This window comes from Mesorhizobium sp. B2-8-9 (assembly GCF_006439475.1).
GTDB lineage: Bacteria > Pseudomonadota > Alphaproteobacteria > Rhizobiales > Rhizobiaceae > Mesorhizobium.
Genome location: NZ_VFTQ01000031.1, coordinates 13,027 through 36,830, shown reverse-complemented (window position 1 = coordinate 36,830; position 23,804 = coordinate 13,027). Strand labels below are relative to the sequence as shown.

Sequence of the window (23,804 nt, the reverse complement as noted above, 5' to 3'; positions counted from 1 at the left end):
CGCCATGACCAATGCAACCGAACACGCCGTCCTGCAGCTTGCCGTGCTTGTCGGCAGCCTGCGCGCCCAGTCCTTCAGCCGCAAGATCGCCAAGGCGCTCGCCGCCCGCGCGCCGGATTCGGTGCGCTGCCGCTTCATCGAGATCGGCGACCTGCCACTTTACAACGAGGATCTGGATGGCGACAGCCCGCCTGCGACGTGGGCGGCTTTTCGCGCGGCGATACGCGAATGCGACGCGGTGCTGTTCGTCACCCCGGAATATAACCGCTCGATCCCGGGCTGCCTGAAAAACGCGCTCGATGTCGGCTCGCGTCCGCCGGGCAAGAGCGTGTTCAAGGACCTGCCCGCCGGAGTCGTCAGCGTCAGCCCGAGCAAGATCGGCGCCTTCGGCTCCAACCAGGCGCTTCGGCAGACCTTCGTCTTCCTCGACATGCCCGTGATGCAGCAGCCGGAGGCCTATATCGGCAATGTCGCGGAGCTGCTCGACGATAAGGGCGCCGTCACCAATGCCGACACCGCCGCCTTCCTCGAGAATTTCATGGCCGGCCTGGAAAGCTGGATCAGGAGGGTGCACCCCGGCGGCTCGTCCTTCGATGCCTTCATGAAGCAGCGCGAGAAGATCGCCGAGGACTATGTCAATGGCGATGCCACCTCGCTGAAGGCGATCGTCACCCACGCCGGACCGGCGACGTTTTTCTCGCCGCGCGGCGACCATCTCGAAGGCGCCGAAGCGGTCGCCGGCCGCTACGAACGCGACGCTGCAAGCTTCCACAAGGGCGGCAACACCGACCTTGAGGTGCTGCAGGCTTCGGCAAGCGGCGATTTGGCCTTCTGGAGCGGCTTGCAGCACGCCAAGGCGCGCATCGGCAAGAACGGCGAGGCGACCGAGATGACCCTGCGGGTGACGGAAGTGTTCCGGCTGGAGGATGGCGCGTTCAAGCTGGTGCATCGCCACGCCGACCCGGCTCATTAGCCGGCGCTTGTAAAAATCCGCGACACAATGCCGGACGTCTCGCAACATCCGCCTATTCCTTTTGGCACGTGAGCGGCATATGTCAGATACATGGCCGTGCCAGTTGAAGGCATGATGGCGACGATAAAGACACCAATGGACGCGGAAGCGAAAGTCTTGCCGTCGGGGGTCGGCGAACCAGCGATACTGGAAGGCGCGATAGTCATCGGCGCGGGCGCCGCCGGGCTTGCCGCCGCTTATGCGCTGGCCAAGGCCGGTGTGACGGTGCAGGTCCTGGAACGCGAGCAACGGCTGGCCGAGCCCTGGCATCGCCGCCACGACAACCTGCACCTCAACACGCATCGCGACCTTTCCTCGCTGCCGGGCGTATCCTTTCCGGCAGGAACGCCGGCCTTCCCGCACCGCAGCGCCGTCATCGGCCATCTCAACGATTTCGCCGAGAGGCACCGGCTGCCGATAGCCTTAGGCGTCAAGGTCGATGAGATCGAATTTCGTGGCGACCGCTGGCTGCTGCGGACAAGCGCGGGCTTGAAGGCAGCGCGCTATGTGGTGATCGCCACCGGGCGCGACCGGCAACCCTTCATCCCGGCCTGGAAAGGCATGGAGGATTTTTCGGGATCGATCATCCACTCGGCCGATTTCGGCAGGGCGAGCGATTATGCCGGCAAGACGGTGCTGGTGATCGGCGCCGGCAATTCCGGCTTCGACGCGCTCAACCATCTTTCCCGCGTCGAGACGGGCCAGATGTGGCTTTCGGCGCGCAACGGACCTTCGCTGCTGCCCAAGCGTATCGGCAAGATCGCCGTGCACCGCATATCGCCGCTCATGGCGAGCCTACCGACAAGGCTCGCGGACGCGGTGATGGCGGCAACGCAGCGCCTGGTGTTCGGCGACCTTACCAAACACGGCCTGCCCCCCGCCCCGGCGGGCGGCGCAAGCCGGCTCGGCTCCGACTATACGGCGATCGCCGCCGACGACGGCGCAGTCGATGCCATCAAGGCCGGACGCATCATCGTGGTGCCGCAATTGCGCGAATTCAGGCGCGACGGCGTCGTGCTGGATAATGGCCAGACGATCGCGCCCGACATCGTCATTGCCGCCACCGGCTACCGCACGGGGCTGGAGACGATGCTGGGCCGGCTCGGCGTGCTCGACGCCAAGGGCGTGCCGTTGTTCAACGGCGCCGCGAACGACCCGAAGCTGCCCGGACTCTGGTTCACCGGCATGCGGCCGAGCATTCGCGGCTGCTTTGCCAATGCAAGGATCCAGGGCGCTGCGATCGCCAAGAAGATCGCCGGCCAGCAACGCTGAGCCGAACGGTCGCTTTTTGACCTCCGTTTTTGTGTTGCCTTCCGGGCGTGCGCCCCCTATACGCCGCGAGACGTCGGAGTGTAGCGCAGCCTGGTAGCGCACCTGATTTGGGATCAGGGGGTCGCGTGTTCGAATCACGCCACTCCGACCATCATTTCCTTCCCGGAAAGAACCAAGCCGGTCCCGCCCCGGCATCTGGCCAGAGGGGGCTCTCATTTGGCAGCCGTGGTCGTGGCGATCCTCGACAGGGACAATTGGGACGCCAACACAGACATCATCGTCGTCGTGGATGGCGCCAGGCGGCGGCTGACATGGGTGCCGCGCGACTTGTGGTCTCCCCTCATAAGCGACCGCATCAACGCGGCTTTCGCCATCGGCGGCGGAAGCTTGCTGCTCGATGCGCTTGCGGGACTGGGATTTGCGGCGCAGAGCGCAATCTGCCTCCGGCGCGGCGCGAGCGAGGCCGCACTTGCCGGGGCCAGCGTCAGAGTGCCGATCCCCGCGCCGCTCGATTTCTGGTATCCGCTGACGCCGACCAGCCGCATCGAGGACGGGCGCCAACAGGTTTCCTTCCGGCCACCCGCCGAAACACTCATGGGCGCCCGTCTTCACCAGTGGATCGGCGCCCGCACGATGGTCAACGGACAGGGAAGCGACTTCCACCGCATGCGGCGCCAGATCGTGTTCCTGCGCGCCTTGATCGCCCAGGGTTTCGATTTCCGCCTCGTGCTGAAGGATCCGGCGCTGGTGTGGATCACGGGCGAGGACCCGTTGCCCCTGCTTGCCCGCGTCTCGACCAGCTGGCGCATGCTGGTGCATGACTGGGTGGACGACGCCGTCATCGACGGCAAGATGGTCCTGGTCCCGCGCAAGCCGAAACCATGGTGGCGGCGGCAACTGCGCCGGCTACGGGACAGGCTCACGGGGGAGCCGACCTAGCCCATTTCAGGATCGCTCAAATCGCGCCTTCGACATCCGTCTTGGAGAAATCCTCGCCGACATAGAGCAGCCGGCAAGCGCGGTCCTTCGCCACCTCATAAGCGAAGCAGTCGCCGAAGTTGAGCGCCGCGGGGTGGATGCCTTTGCCCCATCGTGCGTAAGCCTCGGCAACACGCCGAGCCGCGCCTTCCGTGACTGGCGCAATCTCGAAGCCGAGCCCGTCGAGCAGGGATTGCACTTCCTCGGCCACGCCGCGTCGTGCGGCAACAATCAGGAGCTCGGCTACGGTTCCGGCCGATATCAGAAGTTCGTCTTCCGTTTCAAGCGTAGCGATACAGGCATCCGCCGCCGGCTCGTCGAGGACGATGGCGATCAAGGCCGAGGTATCGACCGCGATCATTCCGGCAGGCCGTCATCGCCATAGAGGAAATCCTGGCTGCGCGCCGCAGGCGGGCCGGCACTGGCTTTCGCAGCGCCGGAGGCCCGGACGGCCTGCAGCAGGCTCCGGCGGTGCTTCCGGTCCGGCGCGGACCGTACCGGGACGAGACGCACGGCCGCGTGACCGTGGCGGGTCAGGATAATCTCATCTCCAGCCTCGGCGCGCCTCACCAGTTCGGTCAGTTGCCCCTTGGCGTCTGTCACGGATATCTGCATGACAACCCTATATGGACCATGATTTGGTCCATTAAATAGACCATTTGATAGTCTAGCTCAAGGCCGCAGTTCGGAGGAACGGTAAACCCGCCGGGCGAGAACCCCAACACCTCGAGCCCGGCGAGCCTACAACCCGATCAGGAACGCGACCGGGACCGGGATCAACCGGCATTGTCTGCCTTGCAAGAGCGATGCCGGAAAGGCTGTTCCGAAATGGGACGGCTAGGCCGCTGGCTCGCACGGGTTGATCACGGAACACACCGGCTGTGGCTTGAATAATCCCTCGCTTCCAACTTTGTCGCCGGTCTAAGCTTTGAACAAAAGGGGATTTCCCATGCCTGTTGTCGAGGCGGTGCTGTCGCTGATCGGCCCGGCCTATTTAGCCTATTACGGCTTTGCCGTTCCGGTCATGGTGGTCTGGGCAATTCTGTGCGCTGCGCTCTGGGTTTGGAACAACCGGCCGAGCAAGAGACCGGGTGGCGTCGCGCGGTCGCGGTCCGCCAGCCTGATGTTTTTCGTCCTTGTCGCCGCCTGTTACATCGCGGCGCACAGGCGTGTATCTTCTGGCCCAGCATCTGGCCGGGCTATGGGCGTAACCGCCGTGCGCTATCGGTGGCTAAATATCGAACTCGCCCTGCCCTTCGTCCATGGCGCTCACGGTCTCGGCGGCCAAGGCGCGGGTGATCGGCGTCTTGCGTTCGAGTGCGGCGCGGTCGAGGCGCTCGACGACGCGCATGGCGGTCGCGAGCGAGCGCTCGATGCGACGCACCAGATATTGCACCACATGCGGCTCGACCTCGACCTGGCGGTCGGCGAAGAGCTTGGTGATGACGCCGGCAAGCAAAAGGTCGTCGGGCTCGTGGATCTCGACCGTCGACGCCGCCTTCAGCCGCGAGATGAGATCGGGCAGCGCGACGCGCCAGGCGGAGGGGAAACGCCGCGCCGTCAAAAGCAGCGTCGAGCCCGCGCCGCGCACGGCGTTGATCAGGTGGAACAGGCCCTGCTCGTCGACCGCCGTCTTGTCGATGTCGTCGATGAGCGCCGGCCTGCTGCCGAGCCCGGCAATGTGCTCGCCGATCCGGCCGGGATCGATGGCGACGGCATGCGTCCGATCCTGCCAGATCCGGGCGAGGTGCGTCTTGCCCGAGCCGGGCGGCCCGGCCAGCACGACCACCGGCGACGGCCAGTCCGGCCAGCGGTCGATCAGCGATGCCGCTTGCGCATTGGTGCCCGAGACGACGAGCTCGTCGCGCGAATAGCCGGTGCCGTGGCCGAGATCGAGCGGCAGCTGGCGCGGCGGGTCGGCTGGTTGAGCCGTCATTTCAGCCCCGCGTCGAGCGATGGCCGCCGCCGCGGTCGGCCGGCAATTGCGGCGCGGGCTGTGTGCCGTTGCCCTTGTAAAGCGGCGATTCCAGATAACGGGCGATGGCGAAGCGCACCAGCACGGCAATCGCCGCCGAGGCCGGCACGGCAATCAAAAGGCCGACGAAGCCGAACAGCGCGCCGAAGGCAAACAGCGCGAACATCAGCCACACCGGATGCAGGCCGACGCTCTTTCCGACCAGCCGCGGCTGCAGGATGTTGCCCTCGATGAACTGGCCGACGAAGAACACGCAGGCCACGGCGACCACCATGGTCCAGTCCGGCCAGAACTGGACGAAGGCGACGCCGACGGCGAGCACCAGCCCGGTCAAAGAGCCGACATAGGGGATGAAGGAGATCAGCCCGGCGAAGAAGCCGATGAGGATGGCGAAGTTCAGGCCGGTCAGCGTCAGGCCCGTGGCATACATGGCGCCGAGCACCAGGCAAAGCGTGCCCTGCCCGCGCACGAAGCCGGCAGTGGCGGTGTTGATGTCGCGGGCAAGCGCACGCACCGTCTCGACATGATCGCGCGGCACCCAGCCGTCGACCTCGGCCACCATGCGGTCCCAGTCGAGCAGCATGTAGAAGGCGACGACCGGGGTGACGACGAACAGGCTCACCACCGAGACCAGCGCCACGCCGGAGCTCCAGATCGAGGTGAAGACGGTGGTGAGCAGGCTGAAGCCGGAGGTGAGCAGCGAATTCAGCCCGTCGCGCAGGCCGGCGGCGTTGACGCCGAAACGCTGCTCCAGCCATTTCGGGTCGAAACTGGTGATCAGCGATTGTAGGCGGGTGAGATATTCCGGCAGCTTGCGGGCGAAATCGGCCATCTGGGTGGCCAGCACCGGCACCAGGATAACCAAGGCCAGCACCACCACGACGATGAAGGCAATCAGGATCACCACGGTCGCCATCAGGCGCGAGAGGCCGAGCCGCTGCAGCCAGTCGGCGACCGGGTCGAGGAAATAGGCGAGCACCATGCCGGCGACGAAAGGCAGGAGGATGCCCGAGAAAATGTAGAGGAACAGCGCCAGCAGGACCGCCGTCGCCAGCCAGAAGAAGACCTGGCGGCGAAGCCCGCCCGAGCTGTCGTCGGCCTCAATCACCGCGGCTTCGCCGTCAGGCGCCCGTGTTGGAGCCGCCCGATTTGCCGATGCCCGACTTGATGTCGCCGGTTTGGGAGTTGCTCGTTCGGGAGCCTTCGCCATAGCCGCTCATATGCCTTAGCCAGGCCACGAGATAGGCTGCGGCCGAAGCCACGGTCAAGACCCCGGTCAGCAATATGAGCGCGGTCCGCAACGGGTCCAGGTGCACGGAAAAGGCAAGTTCGCCCAGCACAAGCGCCGCCAGCACGATCTGCGCGGCGGTGTTGGCCTTCGACACGAAGAGCGGCTTGACCTCGACGGGATGGCTCATCACGCTGGACAAGAGCACGGCGCAGACGATGAGCCCGTCGCGCGAGACCACGGTCACCACCAGCCAAAGCGGCAGTTCGCCGGCAAAACCCATGACGACGAAGACCGAGACCAGCAGAAGCTTGTCCGCGATCGGATCGAGATAGGCGCCGAGGCTGGACGACTGGTTCCAGCGACGCGCGATAAAGCCATCGACGCCGTCGGAGATGCCGGCAACGAGGAATCCGGCAAAGGCCCAGTCCCAATGCGCCTGCAGCATGGCGAGCACCACTGCGGGCACGAGCAGCAGCCGCATGATCGTGATCATGTTGGGAAGGGTCACGTGATGTCCCGTCGCGATTTTTATTGGAGAATAGATGATGGAGATAAGAAAATTGGGCAAGGGAGGAGCGGCGCTGAAGCTGCCGATCTCCCCTTGTGGGGGGAGGATGCCTGGCAAGGCAGAGGGGGTGCTGTCCCTGGACATCTCGGAGTTCTTCTTTCGCCGTGTCGGCAGAACCATTATCGACGCTGGTATTCCTTCACACCCCCCTGTCCTGCCGGACATCTCCCCCGCAAGGGGGGAGATTGGCCATCTCGGCCTTCGCCAATCGCCTATGTCGGTGCTCACTTTCCACGCTTTTGTCGGCGGAAACGACGGCCATCCTTGCTCCCCGAAACCATTCATGCGAAGAGCCGGCAATGGAAACGAGGACGAGCCGACGATGAGCAAGGGCGACAAGGCCGAGCGCAAAAACGGGCTCACCTACGCCGAGGCCGGCGTCGACATCGATGCCGGCAATCTGATGGTCGAGAAGATCAAGCCGCTGGTGCGCGCCACGCGCCGGCCGGGCGCCGATGGCGAGATCGGCGGCTTCGGCGGACTGTTCGACCTGAAGGCCGCCGGCTTCACCGATCCGGTGCTGGTCGCGGCCAATGACGGTGTGGGCACCAAGCTCAAGATCGCCATCGATGCCGGCAAGCACGACACGATCGGCATCGATCTCGTCGCCATGTGCGTCAACGATATCGTCGTGCAGGGCGCCGAGCCGCTGTTCTTCCTCGACTATTTCGCCACCGGCAAGCTCGACCCGGACCAGGGCGCTTCAATCGTCGGCGGCATCGCGCAAGGTTGCCGGCAGGCCGGCTGCGCGCTGATCGGCGGCGAGACCGCCGAGATGCCGGGCATGTATCACGACAAGGATTACGACCTTGCGGGCTTCGCCGTGGGCGCCGCCGAGCGCGGCCAGCTGCTGCCGACCGACGACATCGTCGAAGGCGACGTGCTGCTCGGCCTTGCCTCGTCCGGCCTGCACTCCAACGGCTTTTCGCTGGTGCGCCGGATCGTCGCCGCGAGCGGCCTTAGCTGGAGCGATGCGGCGCCATTCAACGAGGAGCTCAGCCTCGCCGAGGCGCTGCTCGAGCCAACACGCATCTATGTGAAGTCGATCCTGAAAGCGATCCGCAACACGCATGGCATCAAGGCGCTGGCCCATATCACCGGCGGCGGTTTCCCGGAAAACATTCCGCGCGTTTTGCCCAAGGATTTTTCCGCCGAGCTCGACCTCGAAGCTATCGACGTGCCGCCGGTGTTCTCGTGGCTGGCCAAGACCGGCGGCGTCGCGCCGGAAGAGATGATGCGCGCCTTCAACTGCGGCATCGGCATGATCCTCGCCGTCGCCTCCGGCCAGGCGGCGCAGGTCGCGGCGGTGCTGCAGGAAGCCGGCGAGACGGTGACGCCGATTGGCCGCATCGTGCCGCGCCGCGACGCCGGCGTTATCTATCGGGGCTCGATCGGCCTATGAGCAGGAAACGAACGGTCGTCCTGATCTCGGGACGGGGCTCCAACATGACGGCGCTGATCGCGGCCGCCGCCGATCCAATCTATCCGGCGGAAATCGTCGGCGTCATTTCCGACCGCGCCAACGCGGCCGGCCTCGGCATCGCCCAGTCGCGCGGCATCGCCACCAAGGTCATCCAGCGCGCCGACCATCCGAGCAAGGATGCCTATGACGCCGCGCTCGACGCCGCGCTTGTCGGCTTCGGCGCCGACATCGTAGCCCTTGCCGGCTATATGCGGATCCTCGGCCGCGGCCTGGTCGAGAAATGGCAGGGGCGCATGGTCAACATCCACCCTGCCCTGCTGCCGGCCTTCAAGGGTCTGGACACGCATGCGCGGGCCATCCGCGCCGGTGTTCGCATCCATGGCTGCTCGGTGCATTTCGTCACGCCCGAGATGGATGACGGCCCGATCATCGCGCAGGCCGCCGTGCCGGTGATGGTCGGCGACAATGAGGACACGCTTGCCGCGCGCGTGCTGAAGGTGGAGCACCGGCTCTATCCGCTGGCGCTGGGTCTGGTCGCCGAAGGCAAGGCGCGCATGGAAAAGGGCCACACCGTGCTTGCCCATTTCGCCGACGACGCCGACAACGCCACCTCGGTGGTGATGGCGCCCGACCCGCTGCGCGAGGAGACCGACCTCGAGCAGCTGGCGCGGATCACGCCGTAGAGGCTGCAATGCCCCTGAGACAACTTCTTATCCTCCGCCACGCCAAGTCGAGTCGGGACGATCCCAAGCTTGAGGATTTCGACCGGCCGCTAGCCGCGCGCGGCTTAAAGACGGCGCCGCTGATGGGGCGGGAGCTTGCCCAGCGCGGTTGGCTGCCGGATCTGGCGCTGGTGTCGCCGGCGCTGCGCACGCGCGATACCTGGCGGCTGGTTGCGGCCGAACTCCCGAAGAACGTGCCGGCGCAATTCGCCGACGAACTCTACGAGGCGGCTGCCGGTGCGATCCTGGCGCGCGTGCGGCAGGCCAAGGCAGCGAGCCTGATAGTGATCGGCCACAATCCCGGCCTGCAGCACTTTGTGTTGCGGCTGGCCGGCCCCGGAACGGATGAGAGCGTTTTCAAGAAGATCGAAGCGAAGTTTCCGACGGCAGCTCTTGTCCGGTTCACGCTGGACAAGGATTGGGCCGATCTCGACTTCCGTGGCGCCCGACTGACGCATTTTGTTCGGCCGAAGGATTTGACGTAGCCCGAAGCCTGGCGGCCCATAAGCAAGGCGGCGGGCAAGCCCGCCGCCTTCAATATTTTCAAAGACGAGCTCAATTGCCCCAGTTGTCCGATGGCGGACCCGGCCAATCCGCAGCGCCGGTCGCGCCAGTCTTCATCTCGGTATCGACCTTCGGGGCCGGCTTGACTGTGTTGTGCTTCGGGATCGAAGCCGTGACGCTGGTGTCGGAGCCAACGGTGGCTGCCTGGTTGACGCCATCGGCGCCGTAGTGGTCGCTGCCGGCGAAGGCGGAGCCCATCGCGAGAAGCATTGCGACAGTGGTGAGAGCGATCCTGGTCATTTCGGTTTTCCTTGTCCGTTTGGTTTCGTCGGGCGATGGCCTTGGGAGGATGGCCCTGCTGCCGAAAAGACCCGCGGCGGCCTGGGTTTATTCCCGGCGCGTTCGCTTTTCAGCTGCCATGGCAGTGTCGGATCGGACTTCGCTCAGAAAAAGACAAACGATTACAAATGCTTGTGATGACAAATACTTGTGATGCGATTCAAACGGCGTTAGCCGGCTGCAGAAAAACAGAGCGGCGGGACAAGCCCGCCGCCTGCTTTTTTCCGGGTCGGATCAGTGGTTGCCGAACAGGTTGTGATCGGTGCCCTGCACCACCGGCCTTCGGACATCCGCGTCCGACTTCGCGATCGAGGTCGTCACAGTCCGGTCGATGGTGACAGCCGGCTGTTTGGCATTGGCCGCTCCGTAATTGTCCGAGCTGGCGAAAGCGGCGCCCGTGGCGACAAGCAGGGCGACGGCGGTAAGAGCGATCTTGGTCATTTGAGTTACTCCAGATTTGAAGGTTGTTGGTTGAAGCGGGTTAGGAGGCGCGCCGGTTAGCGGCCCCAGATGCCTTGGCCCGACTGCGGCTGGTTCTGATCAGGTGTGATGTGGAACTCGCGCTGCTCGAACTTGTCGAGCTTGCGGATCGAACCGGTGACGGTGTTGTCGACGTTGCTCGCGGGGGCCGTCACGGCCGGCTGGTTGACATTGTCGGAACCGTAGTGGTCGCTGCCAGCGAAAGCGCTGCCCGTGGCAATGAGGAAAGCAGCGGCGGCAAAAGCAATCTTGTTCATTTCAGATACTCCAGATTTCAAAAGTCGTGTCCGTCTAGTGGCGTGCCGTAATGGAAATTCGCGTCGCTCGGACCACCCCGAAATGGGTCGGCCCTGTTGCCATTTCCAATCACAAAAAATTGTGAACTGAACCGTTCGGTTCGATCTTGAAATTAGGTGAACTACGCAGCGGCCACATTCTTGTCGTTTGTTATCAAACGGTTACGGGGGTCATCGCGCGGTGCGGCACCTGGATAACAGGTCCGGTGTTGACCCTGGCAATACGAACCGTCAACATTAATTGAACCGAACGGTTCGGTTTTATCGCTTGCGCAACCGAACAGGTGGCTCGGCAGGCACCATGACCGGGGTGGCGGTCGCCGAGAAACCACGTTTGCCTTGCGCGCGGATCGATACTATCGGTTGCCTCGGGAACCAATTTGGACGCCGCCTGCCGCCCTTTGGCGAAGGTCGACGCCGTTGGGAGGAACAGCGACGAACGATGCGGCTGCTGCTTGTCGAGGACAATCGCGAACTGGCCGATTGGCTGAGCAAGACGCTGCGCCAGGCGAGCTATGTCGTCGACGTGGTGCATGAGGGCGAGGATGTCGAGCATGCTTTAGCCGCCGGGGATCACGCTTTGATCATCCTCGACCTTGCCCTGCCCCGCATGGGCGGCATGGAGGTGCTGAAAAGGCTGCGGGCGCGTGGCCACCCGGTGCCGGTTATCGTGCTTACCGCCAATGCCAGCCTTGACGGCCGGGTCAAGGGCCTCAACGAAGGCGCCGACGACTATCTGGCGAAACCATTTCAGATCGAGGAGCTGGAAGCGCGCATCCGCGTGCAGCTGCGCCGCGCCAACGACCGCACCGCGCCGATCGTTTCCTGCGGCGATCTCACCTTTGATACCAACACCAGGCTGTTCTCGCTTGCCGGCGCGACGCTGTCGCTGACGCCGCGTGAGCACGCGGTGCTGGAACAGCTCGTCGTCAAGGCCGGTCGCACGGTGAGCAAGGCGGCGCTCTCGACCGCGATCTACGACTTCGACACCGACGCCGACCCCAGCGCCATCGAGATCTATGTGCACAGGCTGCGCAAGAAGCTTGAGGGATCGCGCGTCCAGATCGCCACCTTGCGCGGCCTGGGCTACCTGTTGCGCTACGATGATCCGGCGCCATGAAAATCGACAGGCTCCGGTTCGGCAGCCTTCGCCTGCAGTTGCTGGCCTGGGTGGTGCTGCCGCTGGCTGGGCTCGCCGCCATCAATCTGTGGACCAGCCAGCGCAACGCGCTGGCGACGGCAGACCTCGTCACCGATCGCATGCTGGTCGGCTCGGCACGCGCCATCGCCGAGCAGGTGGCGATGGCCGACGGCGCGCTCGACGCTACCGTGCCGCCGGCGGCGATCGAGATGTTCGACACCGGCGACCGCGACAGCGTCTATTATCGCGTCGAGACCGCCGGCGGGCGGCTGCTGAGCGGCTATCCGGACCTGCCCGAGGCGCCGGATCGCGGCAGCGTCGAAGCCACCTACCGCGATCACCCGCTGCGCCTGGCAACGCTCAGCCATGCCGTGATCGGCGCCGGCAGCGATTCGCCGATCAAGGTCACGGTCGGCGTCACGCTCGCCGGACATGACGCCATGGTCAAGCGCCTGTGGCTCAGCGCCTTCGCCCAGCAGCTTGCCTTGGTGGCCATTGCCGGCGTGTTCGTGCTGCTTGGCCTGCGCCGCGGCCTGGCGCCGCTGATCCGGCTGCGCGATGCCGTGCGCTCGCGAAGCCGCAGCGATCTCGATCCGGTCGAGGTCCCGGGCGCGCAGAGCGAGATCCGGCCGCTGATCGAGGCGCTCAACGCCTATATGGAGCGCGTGCGGGCGCAAATGGCGGCGCAGCGACGCTTCATCGCCAATGCCGCGCACCAGTTGCGCACGCCGCTGGCGCTCTTGTCGACGCAGGCAAGCTATGCCTTGCGGGAAACCGTGTCCGATCGGCGCCAGGAGGCGCTGGTCGCGTTGCAAGCGAGTTCCGGCAGGCTGGCGCGGCTCGCTGAACAATTGCTCACGCTTTCGCGCGCCGAGCCCGGCAGCCGGCGGCCACGCGCCGACCGCATCGACCTCACCGAGGCCGCCCGCCACGTGCTGGAAGCGCAGGCACCGGTGGCGATCAAGCGCGACATCGACCTCGGCCTCGAGGAGAACGGACCGGTGGCGGTGATCGGCGACGGCACGATGCTGCGCGAGATGATCGTCAATCTGGTCGACAACGCGCTGCGCTACACGCCGGCTGGCGGCGCGGTGACTGTCAGGCTGGCGATGGTCGATCGCGAGGGCGTGCTGACGGTGGCCGATACCGGCCCCGGCATTCCGGCCGAGGAGCGGGAGCATGTCTTCGAACGCTTCTACCGCCTCGCCGGCTCGGCAGAGGAAGGCAGCGGGCTCGGCTTGGCAATCGTGCGCGAGGTGGTCGAGAATGCCGGCGGCAGCGTCACTGTGGGCGACGCCGCCGCGCGCGGGCTCAAAGTCGAGGTCCGGCTGCCGCTGGCCTAAGGCCTACCTCAATGTTCGGACTCTTCGTCCGGCAATTCGAGCGTACGACCCGAATAAAGAATCCGGAGGATGACCACTTTGTCATCCACGATTTCGAACGCGATCGTTGCGCGTCGGCGCCATCCTACCGTGCGCAAACCCGGTGCGATTTCGTCATGACGCCTGCCCCGCTCCGGAAAAGTTTCAAAGTCGAGACAATAGTCGACAATGCGCCCGACAAAACGCAAAGCAGTTGCCACGCCAGCCTTTGGCGCGAGCTCGCTCAGCAACTCGGCAATGTCCCGCTCGGCGGCAGCATGGAACCTGACCTGATATTTCATGCACCGGAGCGCGGTTTGGCGGCGATCGCGTTGATGTGCTCAGAGAGATTGCGGCGCAGCTGTTCGGCCGTCAAAAGCTTCTCAGGATGGGCGCGCGCATCCTGCATCGTCGGCACGACTGCCTCGCGCAGCCAGCGTTCAATCGCCGCGTCACGGGCAGCCAACGTACGCAGGCCATCACGGATGACTTCGCTCTCGGTGGCGTATTCGCCTGAGGCAACTTTATTTTTCACCATCTGCGCCATCTCGAGCGGCAGTGTGATCGTCAGGGGCTGGGAGTTTCGCACGGCTCGTCTCCTCGATACCCCTCAGTATAGCACAAGGCGGGTGACTTTGTCATACACTAGGTGAAGCCGCACACCAGACATGATGATGTGCGGTGATTGCTCAGGTCCCCTGCTCGTTGAACGGCGCCGGGCGCCACTTCACCACATAGTTCTCGAAGCGGGTGATGATGAACTCCACCACCAGCGCCATCACCGCCAGGATGATCATGGCGGCGAAGACGCCATTGGCGTTGAAGGCGCCCTGCGCGGTGGAGATCAAAAGGCCCATGCCCTGCTTGGCGCCGAGAAACTCGCCGACGACCGCGCCGACCAGCGCAAAACCGAACGAGACATGCAGGCTGGCGAGGATCCAGCTCATCGCCGAAGGAATGATGACCGAGGTGGTGATCTGGAACGGCGAGGCGCCGAGGATCTGGGCGTTGGCAATCATCGCCCTGTCAGCCTCGCGCACGCCCTGGAAGGCGTTGGCGAAGACGACGAAGAACACCATGACGACGGCCAGCGCCACTTTGGAAGCCATGCCCAACCCGAGCGCGATGATGAACACCGAGCCGAGCACCACGCGCGGCACGGAGTTCGCGATCTTGATATAGATCGAGAACACATCGGCCAGCAGCTTGTTGCGACCAAGGATGATGCCTGCCACGATGCCGCCGACGGCGCCGATAGCGAAGCCGAGGAAGGTTTCCTCCAGCGTCACATAGATCTGCAGCCAGAGCGGCCCCTGCGAGGTGCCCTCGGTGATCCAGGACCAGATCTGTTCCCAGATGCCCGACGGGCTGGAGAAGAAGAACGGGTCGATGATGTTGTAGTCGGCGCAGAGTTCCCAAAGGCCTAGGAAGACGACGAGGATCGCGAGGCGCAGGCCGATGACCAGAGCATGGCGTTTGCGCAGTCGTGCCCTCGCCTGCGCTTCCGCGGCGACGATCGAGGTGGCGCGGGCTGCGGCCTGATCGGTTGGAGAGATGGCGGTCATGGCAAGTCTCCTTTCAATGGCTCGCTTGCAAGCCACGGCTTTGGCCGAGCTGCACTTCCTCACGCAGATCGTTCCAGATCACCTTGGCAATCTCGATGAATTTCGGGTCGTAGCGAATGTCGGACATGACGCGCGGGCGCGGCAGGTCGATGCGGTAGACGCTCTTCACCGTGCCCGGACCGGCGGTGAGCACATAGACCTTGTCGGCCAGCGCTACCGCTTCCTCGAGGTCATGCGTGACGAAGACGACGGATGATTTCAGCCCCGACCAGAGGTCCAGCAATTCGTCCTGCATTGCCGTGCGGGTCTGCATGTCGAGCGCGCTGAAGGGCTCGTCCATCAACAGGATCTTGGGCTGGTTGATGAAGGTCTGGGCAAGTGCCGCGCGCTTGCGCATGCCGCCCGAAAGCTGGTGCGGATAATGCTTCTCGAACCGCGAAAGGCCGACCCGGCCGATCCAGTCGCGCGCCTTCTCATAGGCTTCTTTCTTCGGCGTGCCGCGGAAGAGCGGACCGGCGGCGACGTTATCGAGGACGCTGCGCCACGGAAACAGCGCGTCGGCCTGGAAGACGAATCCGATGTCCCGGCTGATGTCGGTGACCGGATTGCCCATGACCCGGACATTGCCGGTAGTCGGACGCAACAGGCCGGTGACGAGGTTGAGCGTCGTCGACTTGCCGCAGCCGGTCGGGCCGACGACGCAGGCGAACTCGCCGCGCGCCACCGTCATGGTGAAATCGCGGATCGCCGTCATCATGTGGCCGTCGGGCGTGACGAAGCGCAGCGTCACATCGTCGATGGCTATCGCGGCGTCAACCGGCGGCGCGGCGGGAGACAGTTTCTCCGCCGCCATGATCTGCGATTGCATGGCACACTCCTGTTGTGGTGGCGCGGGGATGGCGCGATCCGGGCCCGCGGGCCCTGCTCGCCGGCATCCGGAAACACGGCCGCCGAATTGATTCAGGCGGCCGACGCAAGCTCTTGCTTTTCAAGGGCGGACGGGGTCCGTCCGCCCTCGCCTGCCGGCGCCTACTTCGCCGCGTCGACGAACTCGGTCGTGTAGGTCTTCGATAGGTCGATCTGCTTGCCCTGCAGGCTCTTCGAGAAGGTCGACAGAACCTTCAGCACGGTCTGCGGTCCATCGGCCGGCATGCGACCATCCGGCGTGAACATCGCCTTGCCGCCTGCCAGACCCTGAACATAGAGGTCCTTGCTGCCGGCGTAATAGTCCTTCGGCATCTTGTCGGCGATCTCCTCGGCCGAATGGCCGGCGATGAACTTCATCGTCTTGACGAAGGCGTTGGCGAGCTTCTGCGCCTCGTCCTTGTGACCTTCGAGCCAGCTCGACTGGACGTAGAAGGAGGCAGCCGGGTAGTCGCCGCCGAGCGCCGCCTTGGTCTTTTCGGGCGTGCGCATGTCGACCAGGACCTTGGCCTCGCCGGTCTGGAGCAGCTTAGCGATGGTCGGCTCGGTGGTCATGCCGGCCTGGATCTGGTCCTGCTTGACGGCGGCGATGAAAGTGTTGCCGGCGCCGACGGGAAGCAGCGTGTAGTCGCCCGGCTTCAGGCCGCTGCGAACCGCGAGATACTGCGTCAGGAAATCGGTCGAGGAGCCGAGGCCGGTGACACCGAGCGTCGCGCCCTTGAAGTCGGCCGGCGACTTGATTTCCGGGTGCTTGGCCGAGACCAGCTCGACCTCGCCCGGCGCCTGGCTGAACTGCACGATCGACTGGATGTACTTGCCCTTCGACTGCAGATCGACGGTGTGGTCGTAGAAGCCGACGACGCCCTGCACGGCGCCTGCCAGCAACTCATTCTCGGCCTCGACGCCGGCGCGGGAGTTCACCAACTCCACGTCCAGCCCCTCGTCCTTGAAGTAGCCGAGCTGCTGGGTGAGCACGGCCGGCAGATAGATCTGCTTTTCCATGCCGCCGACGATGATGGTGATCTTGTCGGCAGCCGATGCCGTCGATGCGCCAGCGCTAACCATGGCAAGCGTCAGCGCCACTGAACGCAGGGCGCGTTTAGAGATGAAACGGGTCACTAGTCTTCCTCCACTGGGCGGCGCGCCGCGCCGCATTCCTCCTGTCGGCCGCTCCCAGGCCGTTCATGTGGCGACCGCCACAAAACTGTCATGGCATGGCCAAGCTTTCAGCTGGCTTTCAGCCGTTTTAGCAGCCGTGGAATGGAGTCCGGCGGGGTTTCCGGTCACAAGGCAGTGAAGCCCAGCACATCGCGCATGTCGTATTCGCCGGGCGGCCGTCCGGCGACCCAGAGCGCAGCCGCGATGGCGCCGCGGGCGAACATCGAGCGGTCGCCCGCGGCATGCGAAAGCGTGAGCCTCTCGCTGTCGCTCAGGAAGCTGACGCTGTGCTCGCCGACGACGCTGCCGCCGCGCATAACGGCAAAGCCGATCTCGCCGGCATTGCGCGGACCAACGAGGCCATCGCGGGCGCGTCTCGCCACATCGTCCAGCACGACGCCACGTCCTCGCGCGGCCGCCTCGCCCAGCATCAGCGCCGTGCCCGACGGCGCATCGACCTTCATGCGATGATGCGCTTCAAAAATTTCGATGTCGCAGTCGTCGGCGGCAAGCGCCCTTGCCGCCTGCTCGGCCAGGCCGGTCAGCATGTTGAGCCCGAGCGAGTAGCTGCCGGAGCGCATGATGGCGACTTTCTTCGCGGCGTCGGCAATCGCCGCCAGTTCCGAGGCGCTGAAGCCGGTCGAACCGATTACCAGCGCCGGACCGCCGCGCGCCGCGCAGGCCTTGGCCAGTTCGGCGGAAGCCGCGGGCATGGTGAAGTCGACGACCACATCGGCAAGCGCCAGAGCTTCGTCGCGCTCGACCAGTCCCTCTCCCGCGCTGCCCGGCCGATGGAAGCCGGCGACGAGTTCCAGCCGGGAATCGGCAGCGATTGTCTCGGCCATCTGCCGGCCCATGCGGCCGAGCGCGCCGGCGATGGCTATCCTGAGCGGCTGCGGCATGGCGATCCCTGTCGAAAGCTGAGTCGGAACAATCCTCTAGCATGCCGCCTTGGCAAATTGATTCAAACCGCGACGTTGGTCTTCAGCATCATGCCGGCAATCTCCTTCACCAGCTTGGCGGCAACCAGCGCCGTCACGTTGGATAGGTCCTGGCGCGGATTGTATTCGACGACGTCGGCGGCGACTATTCGTTGGTCTATTGCCTGGACCAGACCGATGACCTGGCGCGTGGTCAAGCCGCCGGGCTCACGGTGAGAGATACCGGGAGCGAAGGCCGGATCGAGAGCGTCGATATCCATCGAGATGTAGACAGGCGTCTGAAGGTCGAGCTGCAAGCCTTCCTTGAAATGCCGCATCTCCACCACCTCGACGCCGAAGCGCTTGAACTGGTCGCGATGGTGATCGTTGACGGTGCGCAGGCCGATCTGGATCAGCCGGTCGGCCAGCTTCTCTTCCATGATCCGGGCGAAGGGCGAAGTGTGCGAACGCGGATTGTCGTCATAGGAATGATAAATGTCCGGATGCGCGTCTATGTGGACGATCGTGAAGCTCCGGCAGCGGCGGCGCACCGCGCGCAGCACCGGCCAGGAGATCGCATGGTCGCCGCCGAGCGAGATCAGCGGATGGCCGGCGTCGAGCGCGCGGCCCACCTCCGCCTCGATCCGCTGCCACGGGTCGCCACCTTGCGTGAAATCGATGTCGCCGTGATCGACGAAGCGGTCCGTCAGGTCGAAGCCGGTTTCGGTCCAGGAACTGTAGGCGTCGCTGGCGAGCTCGCGCCGGATCAGCGGCGGCGCCTCGGCAGGCCCGCGCAGATAGGACGAATTCTCGTCATGCGGAATGCCCAGAAGCGAGACCTTGGCCACGACATCCTCCCTCGTTGCCGAGACAAGCGCTTCTATAGACGCCGGAGCTGGCGGGTGCGACGAGAGGTGCTTGGGCCAGATGGGAGGCTAGGCGCCGGACTCTTCAGCTTTCCGCAGCCACACCTTGTTGTCATGGACGGCGGCGCCGCCATAGGGCGCGGGCGCATCGGCGCCGGTCAGCACGTTGATGCCTTCGCCGCGCTCATGCGCGCTGTTCGGCCAGATGCCTTCGGCGATCACCACACCGCGCTTCACACCGTCGAAAAATTTTGCGTGCAGCACCACGTCGCCGCGCCGGTTGCCGACCTCGACGCGGCCGCCATCCTCGATGCCGAGCGCCACGGCATCTTCGGGATGGAGCAACAATTCGGGCCGGCCTTCCCTGGCCCTCGACACTGGCGTCTCGGCAAAAGTCGAGTTCAAAAAATTGCGCGCCGGCGAGGTCGCCAGCCGGAACGGATGCTCCTCGTCCGCGACCTCGATCAGTTCGACATGATCGGGGAATTCCGGCAGCCGTCCCAGCGGGCCGAACAGACCCATGCTTTTCGGCGGCCGGTTGGGCGCCGACTGCCCGGTCCAGTTGGGCCGGAAGTGGAATTTCTTGTCGGCATGGCCGAAGCCGTTGATGAAATGCGCGTCGTCGAAGCCGGGCTGCAGGTCGACCCACTTCTCAGCCTTCAGGCTGTCGAAGCTGCCGAGCCCGCGCTTGCCGAGGATGATGTCGATATGCTCGCGCTCGGTCAGGCCGAAGCCGGGCCGGTCGCCGACGCCGAGCCGCTTGGCGAGCTCCTCATTGACATAGTGGTTGGTTCTCGGCCCTTCCGGCGGCTCGATCAGCCTGGGGCCCAGCGTGATGTGCTGGTTGCCGCCGCCCTTGTAGATGTCGTCATGCTCCAGAAACATCGTCGCCGGCAGCACGACGTCGGCGAGCTTGGCCGTGTCGGTCATGAACTGCTCATGCACGCAGGTGAACAGGTCCTCGCGCAGAAACCCCTTTCTCACCAGCCGCTGCTCGGGCGCGACATTGGCCGGATTGGTGTTCTGGATCAGCATCGCCGTCACCGGGGGACCGCCATAGAGCGCATCGGCCGCGCCCGTCAGCACCGGGCCGATGCGCGAATGGTCGAGATAACGCACCTTGGGGTCGCGCATCGCGGTGCCCTCCAGAACGTCCTGGTTCAGCTGGAAGATGCCGGAGTTGGAGTGGAAGGCGCCGCCGCCCTCATACTGCCAGGCGCCAATGACGGCGGCGATGCAGGAGACGGCATGCATATTGACGGAGCCGTTGCGCTGGCGGGCAAAGCCGTAGCCGAGCCGGAAGTAGGTCTTCTTGGTGTTGCCGACGAGATGGGCGAATGCCTCGATCTCGGCGACGGATAGCCCGGTTATGGCGGCCGCCCATTCGGGTGTGCGCGTCCGCAAATGTTCTTCCAGCCCACGCGGATCATCGGTGTATTTCTCGAGATAGGCGCGGTCGGCCAGCCCGTCGCGGAACAGCACATGCATGACCGCGCAGGCGAGCGCGCCGTCGGTGCCGGGCTTCAGCACCAGGCCGAGATCGGCCTGCTTCATCGTGGCGTTGTCGTAGATGTCGATGACGACGATCTTGGCCCCACGCTCCTTGCGCGCCCTTGTCGCATGGGTCATCACGTTGACTTGGGTGACCACGGCATTGGTGCCCCAGATCACCACGCAGTCGGATTTCGCCATCTCGCGCGGATCGGGACCGCGCAGCGCGCCCGCTCCCATCATCCAGCCGGTCCAGGCGAGATTGGTGCAGATCGAGCCGAAGAAGCCCGAGTATTTCTTGGCGTGGCGCAGCCGCTGGATGCCGTCGCGCTGCACCAGCCCCATCGTGCCGGCGTAGAAATAAGGCCAGACCGTCTCCGAGCCGTATTTTTCTTCGGCTGCAATGAATTTTTCCGCCACAAGGTCGAGGGCTGCTTCCCAGCTGGCTTCCTTCCAGGCGCCCTCGCCCTTGGCGCCGGCGCGCACCAGCGGTTTCAGCAGCCGGTCGGGATGGTGGACGCGGTCGGCATAGCGCGCGACCTTGGCGCAGACGACACCCGCCGTGTAGCTGTTCGCCTTGGCGCCGTGGACGCGGCCGATGCGGTTGTCTTCGAGCAGCTCGACTTCGAGGGCGCAGGTGGAGGGGCAATCATGCGGGCAGGCCGAATGGCCGATCCGGAGCTTGGCGTGCTGGTTCATGCGGGGTGTGTAGCGGGTTTTAGGGACGAGGTGTAGGGCCAGATGGGCTCCCCCTTCTCCCCTTGCGGGAGAAGGTGGATCGGCGCGTAGCGCCGAGACGGATGAGGGGTGTTGGAAGAAATGAGGCGGTTGTCTTGCAAGGCAACTGCCAAGCTGGAATCAAACCTAATGTCGGCTACTCAGTGATGTTTTTATACAGCGCGCTATAAGCGCCGCATTTCGGGCAGCGCATGTGCCGCTCGATATGATCTTCGCCTGCCTTGGTGTCGAAAACTTTGAGGTCCGCTTCGCCACATTCCGGGCATTTGACACTTGCGTTCGAGTCGACCGCCAGAAGGCTGCCTGCATTGATCCACAATTTTCTGGACATCGACGTTTCCCGCACCGCTTTACCCAATTCCAGCGTCTCACTCCGCTGGAACACCCCTCATCCGTCTCGGCGCTGCGCGCCGATCCACCTTCTCCCACAAGGGGAGAAGGGAAATAGCGTTACTCCGCGATCCCTTCCTCATACTCCGCCGACATCGTCAGCCACCTGTCCTCGTTTTGCGCCAGCGTCTGCGCCAGTTGCGAGCGCTCCTTCGCAAGCTGCGTCGCGGTCGAGGGGTCCTTTTCGTAGACGGCCGGGTTGGCCAGCTCGTCCTCGATCAGGTCGATGCGCTTGCGGATGCGGTCCATGAGCGCCTCGGTGGCGCGGATTTCCTTGGCTAAAGGCTCCAGTGCCGCGCGGCGCTGGGCCGCCTCGCGGCGGCGATCGGCCTTGGACGCCTTGTCCGCCTCCTTCTGCTCGCGGCGGTTGGCGGACACGCCGGTGACCAGCGTCTTGTAATCCTCGAGGTCGCCGTCATAGGGATTGACCGCGCCGTCCTTGACCAGCCAGAGCCGGTCGGCGGTGGCTTCGAGCAGGTGCCGATCGTGCGAGATCAGGATCACGGCGCCCGGAAAGTCGTTCAGCGCATGGATCAGCGATTCACGGCTGTCGATGTCGAGGTGGTTGGTCGGCTCGTCGAGGATGAAGAGGTTCGGGCCCTCGAAAGCGGACAAGCCCATCAGGAGGCGCGCCTTCTCGCCACCGGAGAGGTCTTTCGCCGCGGTGTTCATCTTCTCGGTGGTAAGCCCAAACTGGGCGACACGGCCGCGCACCTTCGATTCCGGCGCCTCCGGCATCAGCCTGCGAACATGTTCGTAGGCATTTTCCTCAGGCCTGAGATCGTCGAGCTGGTGCTGGGCAAAGATCGCCACCTTCAGCCCAGGCGCCAATGTCATCGTGCCGGCCTCCTGCTTCAGCCGGCCGGACAGAAGCTTGGCGAAGGTCGACTTGCCGTTGCCGTTGGCGCCGAGCAACGCGATGCGGTCATCGGCATCGATGCGCAAGGTCATCTTCTTCAGGATCGGCTCACCGGGCGTATAACCGACACTGACGTTGTTGAGCGCAACGATCGGCGATGCCACCGTCTTCACCGGCTCCGGAAACGAGAATGGCCGCACCGCGTCGTTCACGATCGCCGCGATCGGCTTCATCTTTTCCAGCGCCTTGATGCGCGACTGCGCCTGCCTGGCCTTGGAGGCCTTGGCGCGAAAACGCTCGACGAAGGATTCCATATGCTTGCGGGCGGCTTCCTGCTTGATGCGGCCCTTTTCCTGCTGTTCCTTTTGCTCGGTGTACTGGCGCTCGAACTGGTCGTAGCCGCCGCGCCAGAAGGTCAGCTTCTTCTGATCGAGGTGGACGATGGAATTGACGGCGCGATTGAGCAGGTCACGGTCGTGGGAGATCAGCAGAACCGTGTGCGGATATTTCGAGACGTAATTCTCCAGCCAGAGCGTGCCTTCGAGGTCGAGATAGTTGGTCGGCTCGTCGAGCAGCAGAAGGTCAGGCTCGGAAAACAGCACGGCGGCCAAAGCCACGCGCATGCGCCAGCCGCCCGAGAAGGAGGAAGCCGGGCGGCGCTGCGCCGCGTCGTCGAAGCCGAGGCCGGCAAGGATGGTGGCCGCGCGGGACTCGGCCGAGTGGGCGTCGATGTCGGCCAGCCGCATGTGGATGTCGGCAATACGGTGCGCGTCGGTCGCCGTCTTTTCCTCTTCGAGCAGGGCGGTGCGCTCAATATCGGCCTTGAGCACGATGTCGATCAGCGGCTCCTCGGTGCCGGGCGCTTCCTGCGCCACCTGGCCGATGCGGGTGCTTTTCGGCAGGCTGATTGAACCGGTCTCCGAAGGGAAATCGCCGGTGATCGCCTTGAACAGCGTCGTCTTGCCGGTGCCGTTGCGGCCGACAAGGCCGGCCTTTGTGCCGGCCGGCAGCGTCAATGAAGCATGATCGAGAAGCAGCCGCCCCGCCATGCGCAGCGTAAGGTCGTTGATGATAAGCATGGCCGGCTTTTGCACGGGAGATCGGCGCTTCGCAAGAGCCAGGGCCTGGGATGAGACCCCCGCTCGCTGTCTTTGGCCGTTCAGCAAAAAACTCGACCGACTGGAACCAGTTGCCGGCCGAAGCGTTTGGACGCCCGTGATCCGCTATCTCGCCCTGGCTTTCATTTTCTTCCAGGTCGCCACGACAACCGCGCTGGCGACGCAGGTGGTTCTGTTCGAAGACGAGACCGCTCACATTGCTCTCGCCGCTGAACCCGCGAGCGGGCTGCAGGGCCAACCAATCTCACCCCAAGCGGCCAAGATTGCGAACCGGCTGGAGACGCGGGAGCCGAAACACCTGTTGATCCAAATCGATTCCGGAAAAGCATCCTAGCTTCGCCTTATGATTGACGAAGAGGCTGGCGGACACGCCCCTCTATCCTGCCGGAATGTCTCCCTTCAAGGAAGGATTGTTCGTTCCTCCGCTTTCGCCCGGTCACACTTTGCTTGCCACGTCACAGGTTTGGCGTTGA

The 23,804-nt window shown here is 64.6% G+C and carries 27 protein-coding genes and 1 tRNA gene; 10 read left to right on the top strand and 18 right to left on the bottom strand.

Annotation, left to right across the window (positions count from 1 at the left end):
- The first annotated feature begins 4 nt into the window (after positions 1-4).
- From FJ423_RS34665 to FJ423_RS27585, 4 genes are all read left to right on the top strand, one after another.
- Complete coding sequence (locus FJ423_RS34665) at positions 5-973, top strand: NAD(P)H-dependent oxidoreductase (RefSeq protein WP_140846095.1); 969 nt, start codon at positions 5-7, stop codon at positions 971-973.
- Between the two features lie 135 nt (positions 974-1,108).
- Entirely contained in the window at positions 1,109-2,284 is a 1,176-nt protein-coding gene (locus FJ423_RS27595; RefSeq protein WP_095767196.1) for an NAD(P)/FAD-dependent oxidoreductase, read from the top strand.
- 74 nt (positions 2,285-2,358) lie between these two features.
- Positions 2,359-2,435: transfer RNA gene (locus tag FJ423_RS27590), tRNA-Pro, on the top strand.
- Positions 2,436-2,500: 65 nt separating this feature from the next.
- On the top strand, positions 2,501-3,223 hold the full coding sequence (locus FJ423_RS27585) for a hypothetical protein (RefSeq protein ID WP_140846094.1): 723 nt from the start codon (positions 2,501-2,503) through the stop codon (positions 3,221-3,223).
- 16 nt (positions 3,224-3,239) lie between these two features.
- On the opposite strand, the gene FJ423_RS27580 is transcribed toward FJ423_RS27585, so the two are convergent.
- From FJ423_RS27580 to FJ423_RS27555, 5 genes are all read right to left on the bottom strand, one after another.
- Positions 3,240-3,623, bottom strand: coding sequence for a type II toxin-antitoxin system VapC family toxin (locus tag FJ423_RS27580; RefSeq protein ID WP_140846093.1), 384 nt, complete (start codon positions 3,621-3,623; stop codon positions 3,240-3,242).
- On the bottom strand, positions 3,620-3,877 hold the full coding sequence (locus FJ423_RS27575; RefSeq protein WP_140846092.1) for a type II toxin-antitoxin system prevent-host-death family antitoxin: 258 nt from the start codon (positions 3,875-3,877) through the stop codon (positions 3,620-3,622). The genes FJ423_RS27580 and FJ423_RS27575 overlap by 4 nt, the downstream gene beginning before the upstream one ends.
- Positions 3,878-4,493: 616 nt before the next feature.
- A complete protein-coding gene (gene hdaA, locus FJ423_RS27565; protein WP_140846091.1) occupies positions 4,494-5,198 on the bottom strand; it encodes a DnaA regulatory inactivator HdaA in 705 nt (234 codons plus the stop codon).
- Position 5,199: 1 nt separating this feature from the next.
- Positions 5,200-6,345 (bottom strand): AI-2E family transporter, encoded by a 1,146-nt coding sequence (locus FJ423_RS27560; RefSeq protein WP_095767091.1) that lies wholly within the window; start codon positions 6,343-6,345, stop codon positions 5,200-5,202.
- A gap of 13 nt (positions 6,346-6,358) precedes the next feature.
- Positions 6,359-6,976: a CDP-alcohol phosphatidyltransferase family protein gene (locus FJ423_RS27555; protein WP_140846090.1), complete on the bottom strand. Its 618-nt coding sequence runs from the start codon at positions 6,974-6,976 to the stop codon at positions 6,359-6,361.
- A 382-nt stretch (positions 6,977-7,358) separates the two neighbouring features.
- Here FJ423_RS27555 and purM point away from each other — a divergent pair, with 382 nt between their 5' ends.
- Genes purM through FJ423_RS27535 form a run of 3 tightly spaced genes read left to right on the top strand, consistent with a single transcriptional unit; the run spans position 7,359 to position 9,666 of the window.
- Positions 7,359-8,438 carry a phosphoribosylformylglycinamidine cyclo-ligase gene (gene purM / locus FJ423_RS27545; protein WP_140846088.1) on the top strand — a complete coding sequence of 360 codons (1,080 nt, stop codon included), beginning with the start codon at positions 7,359-7,361 and terminating at the stop codon, positions 8,436-8,438.
- Positions 8,435-9,142 carry a phosphoribosylglycinamide formyltransferase gene (purN, locus tag FJ423_RS27540; protein ID WP_140846087.1) on the top strand — a complete coding sequence of 236 codons (708 nt, stop codon included), beginning with the start codon at positions 8,435-8,437 and terminating at the stop codon, positions 9,140-9,142. The genes purM and purN overlap by 4 nt, the downstream gene beginning before the upstream one ends.
- Before the next feature lie 8 nt (positions 9,143-9,150).
- Positions 9,151-9,666, top strand: a complete 516-nt coding sequence (locus FJ423_RS27535; protein WP_140846086.1) for a histidine phosphatase family protein — start codon at positions 9,151-9,153, stop codon at positions 9,664-9,666.
- 70 nt (positions 9,667-9,736) lie between these two features.
- On the opposite strand, the gene FJ423_RS27530 is transcribed toward FJ423_RS27535, so the two are convergent.
- From FJ423_RS27530 to FJ423_RS27520, 3 genes are all read right to left on the bottom strand, one after another.
- The gene (locus FJ423_RS27530) at positions 9,737-9,985 is read right to left on the bottom strand and encodes a DUF680 domain-containing protein (RefSeq protein ID WP_140846085.1); all 249 of its coding nucleotides are present in this window, start codon (positions 9,983-9,985) and stop codon (positions 9,737-9,739) included.
- Positions 9,986-10,258: 273 nt separating this feature from the next.
- Positions 10,259-10,465 (bottom strand): DUF680 domain-containing protein, encoded by a 207-nt coding sequence (locus FJ423_RS27525; RefSeq protein ID WP_095767086.1) that lies wholly within the window; start codon positions 10,463-10,465, stop codon positions 10,259-10,261.
- Between the two features lie 56 nt (positions 10,466-10,521).
- Positions 10,522-10,761 (bottom strand): DUF680 domain-containing protein, encoded by a 240-nt coding sequence (locus FJ423_RS27520; protein ID WP_140846084.1) that lies wholly within the window; start codon positions 10,759-10,761, stop codon positions 10,522-10,524.
- 481 nt (positions 10,762-11,242) lie between these two features.
- Here FJ423_RS27520 and FJ423_RS27515 point away from each other — a divergent pair, with 481 nt between their 5' ends.
- Entirely contained in the window at positions 11,243-11,920 is a 678-nt protein-coding gene (locus FJ423_RS27515; protein WP_140846083.1) for a response regulator, read from the top strand.
- On the top strand, positions 11,917-13,284 hold the full coding sequence (locus FJ423_RS27510) for a sensor histidine kinase (RefSeq protein ID WP_140846082.1): 1,368 nt from the start codon (positions 11,917-11,919) through the stop codon (positions 13,282-13,284). Before FJ423_RS27515 ends, FJ423_RS27510 begins: the two co-directional genes overlap by 4 nt.
- 8 nt (positions 13,285-13,292) lie before the next feature.
- Here the strand turns inward: FJ423_RS27510 and FJ423_RS27505 are convergent, their stop codons facing one another.
- The 10 genes from FJ423_RS27505 to FJ423_RS27460 all read right to left on the bottom strand — a co-directional run bounded on the left by FJ423_RS27505 (position 13,293) and on the right by FJ423_RS27460 (position 23,292).
- Positions 13,293-13,604 carry a type II toxin-antitoxin system RelE/ParE family toxin gene (locus FJ423_RS27505; protein ID WP_140846081.1) on the bottom strand — a complete coding sequence of 104 codons (312 nt, stop codon included), beginning with the start codon at positions 13,602-13,604 and terminating at the stop codon, positions 13,293-13,295.
- On the bottom strand, positions 13,601-13,891 hold the full coding sequence (locus FJ423_RS27500; RefSeq protein ID WP_140846080.1) for a type II toxin-antitoxin system ParD family antitoxin: 291 nt from the start codon (positions 13,889-13,891) through the stop codon (positions 13,601-13,603). Before FJ423_RS27500 ends, FJ423_RS27505 begins: the two co-directional genes overlap by 4 nt.
- Before the next feature lie 100 nt (positions 13,892-13,991).
- Positions 13,992-14,867: an ABC transporter permease gene (locus tag FJ423_RS27495; RefSeq protein ID WP_140846079.1), complete on the bottom strand. Its 876-nt coding sequence runs from the start codon at positions 14,865-14,867 to the stop codon at positions 13,992-13,994.
- A gap of 13 nt (positions 14,868-14,880) precedes the next feature.
- Positions 14,881-15,735 carry an ABC transporter ATP-binding protein gene (locus tag FJ423_RS27490; RefSeq protein ID WP_140846078.1) on the bottom strand — a complete coding sequence of 285 codons (855 nt, stop codon included), beginning with the start codon at positions 15,733-15,735 and terminating at the stop codon, positions 14,881-14,883.
- 161 nt (positions 15,736-15,896) lie between these two features.
- Positions 15,897-16,856, bottom strand: a complete 960-nt coding sequence (locus tag FJ423_RS27485; protein WP_224544175.1) for an ABC transporter substrate-binding protein — start codon at positions 16,854-16,856, stop codon at positions 15,897-15,899.
- Between the two features lie 218 nt (positions 16,857-17,074).
- Positions 17,075-17,851, bottom strand: a complete 777-nt coding sequence (dapB, locus tag FJ423_RS27480) for a 4-hydroxy-tetrahydrodipicolinate reductase (protein ID WP_140846076.1) — start codon at positions 17,849-17,851, stop codon at positions 17,075-17,077.
- 62 nt (positions 17,852-17,913) lie between these two features.
- Positions 17,914-18,717 (bottom strand): agmatinase, encoded by an 804-nt coding sequence (gene speB / locus FJ423_RS27475; protein ID WP_140846075.1) that lies wholly within the window; start codon positions 18,715-18,717, stop codon positions 17,914-17,916.
- 87 nt (positions 18,718-18,804) lie between these two features.
- Complete coding sequence (locus tag FJ423_RS27470) at positions 18,805-20,925, bottom strand: molybdopterin oxidoreductase family protein (RefSeq protein ID WP_140846074.1); 2,121 nt, start codon at positions 20,923-20,925, stop codon at positions 18,805-18,807.
- A gap of 175 nt (positions 20,926-21,100) precedes the next feature.
- Positions 21,101-21,295: a hypothetical protein gene (locus FJ423_RS27465; protein ID WP_140846073.1), complete on the bottom strand. Its 195-nt coding sequence runs from the start codon at positions 21,293-21,295 to the stop codon at positions 21,101-21,103.
- Positions 21,296-21,414: 119 nt separating this feature from the next.
- Complete coding sequence (locus FJ423_RS27460; RefSeq protein WP_140846072.1) at positions 21,415-23,292, bottom strand: ABC-F family ATP-binding cassette domain-containing protein; 1,878 nt, start codon at positions 23,290-23,292, stop codon at positions 21,415-21,417.
- Between the two features lie 136 nt (positions 23,293-23,428).
- On the opposite strand from FJ423_RS27460, the gene FJ423_RS27455 reads away from it, so the two are divergent.
- Positions 23,429-23,665 carry a hypothetical protein gene (locus tag FJ423_RS27455; protein ID WP_140846071.1) on the top strand — a complete coding sequence of 79 codons (237 nt, stop codon included), beginning with the start codon at positions 23,429-23,431 and terminating at the stop codon, positions 23,663-23,665.
- Positions 23,666-23,804 lie beyond the last annotated feature (139 nt).

What these genes read in the sequence shown, in the direction of transcription:
- FJ423_RS27460 (WP_140846072.1), bottom strand. Translation starts at nt 23,292, where the DNA reads ATGCTTATCATCAACGACCTTACGCTGCGCATGGCGGGGCGGCTGCTT.
- FJ423_RS27470 (WP_140846074.1), bottom strand. Translation starts at nt 20,925, where the DNA reads ATGAACCAGCACGCCAAGCTCCGGATCGGCCATTCGGCCTGCCCGCAT.
- FJ423_RS27525 (WP_095767086.1), bottom strand. Translation starts at nt 10,465, where the DNA reads ATGACCAAGATCGCTCTTACCGCCGTCGCCCTGCTTGTCGCCACGGGC.
- FJ423_RS27515 (WP_140846083.1), top strand. Translation starts at nt 11,243, where the DNA reads ATGCGGCTGCTGCTTGTCGAGGACAATCGCGAACTGGCCGATTGGCTG.
- FJ423_RS27485 (WP_224544175.1), bottom strand. Translation starts at nt 16,856, where the DNA reads ATGGTTAGCGCTGGCGCATCGACGGCATCGGCTGCCGACAAGATCACC.
- purN (WP_140846087.1), top strand. Translation starts at nt 8,435, where the DNA reads ATGAGCAGGAAACGAACGGTCGTCCTGATCTCGGGACGGGGCTCCAAC.
- FJ423_RS27530 (WP_140846085.1), bottom strand. Translation starts at nt 9,985, where the DNA reads ATGACCAGGATCGCTCTCACCACTGTCGCAATGCTTCTCGCGATGGGC.
- FJ423_RS27595 (WP_095767196.1), top strand. Translation starts at nt 1,109, where the DNA reads ATGGACGCGGAAGCGAAAGTCTTGCCGTCGGGGGTCGGCGAACCAGCG.
- FJ423_RS34665 (WP_140846095.1), top strand. Translation starts at nt 5, where the DNA reads ATGACCAATGCAACCGAACACGCCGTCCTGCAGCTTGCCGTGCTTGTC.
- FJ423_RS27520 (WP_140846084.1), bottom strand. Translation starts at nt 10,761, where the DNA reads ATGAACAAGATTGCTTTTGCCGCCGCTGCTTTCCTCATTGCCACGGGC.
- FJ423_RS27505 (WP_140846081.1), bottom strand. Translation starts at nt 13,604, where the DNA reads ATGAAATATCAGGTCAGGTTCCATGCTGCCGCCGAGCGGGACATTGCC.
- FJ423_RS27575 (WP_140846092.1), bottom strand. Translation starts at nt 3,877, where the DNA reads ATGCAGATATCCGTGACAGACGCCAAGGGGCAACTGACCGAACTGGTG.
- FJ423_RS27510 (WP_140846082.1), top strand. Translation starts at nt 11,917, where the DNA reads ATGAAAATCGACAGGCTCCGGTTCGGCAGCCTTCGCCTGCAGTTGCTG.
- hdaA (WP_140846091.1), bottom strand. Translation starts at nt 5,198, where the DNA reads ATGACGGCTCAACCAGCCGACCCGCCGCGCCAGCTGCCGCTCGATCTC.
- FJ423_RS27490 (WP_140846078.1), bottom strand. Translation starts at nt 15,735, where the DNA reads ATGCAATCGCAGATCATGGCGGCGGAGAAACTGTCTCCCGCCGCGCCG.
- FJ423_RS27495 (WP_140846079.1), bottom strand. Translation starts at nt 14,867, where the DNA reads ATGACCGCCATCTCTCCAACCGATCAGGCCGCAGCCCGCGCCACCTCG.
- FJ423_RS27465 (WP_140846073.1), bottom strand. Translation starts at nt 21,295, where the DNA reads ATGTCCAGAAAATTGTGGATCAATGCAGGCAGCCTTCTGGCGGTCGAC.
- FJ423_RS27535 (WP_140846086.1), top strand. Translation starts at nt 9,151, where the DNA reads ATGCCCCTGAGACAACTTCTTATCCTCCGCCACGCCAAGTCGAGTCGG.
- FJ423_RS27580 (WP_140846093.1), bottom strand. Translation starts at nt 3,623, where the DNA reads ATGATCGCGGTCGATACCTCGGCCTTGATCGCCATCGTCCTCGACGAG.
- purM (WP_140846088.1), top strand. Translation starts at nt 7,359, where the DNA reads ATGAGCAAGGGCGACAAGGCCGAGCGCAAAAACGGGCTCACCTACGCC.
- dapB (WP_140846076.1), bottom strand. Translation starts at nt 17,851, where the DNA reads ATGCCGCAGCCGCTCAGGATAGCCATCGCCGGCGCGCTCGGCCGCATG.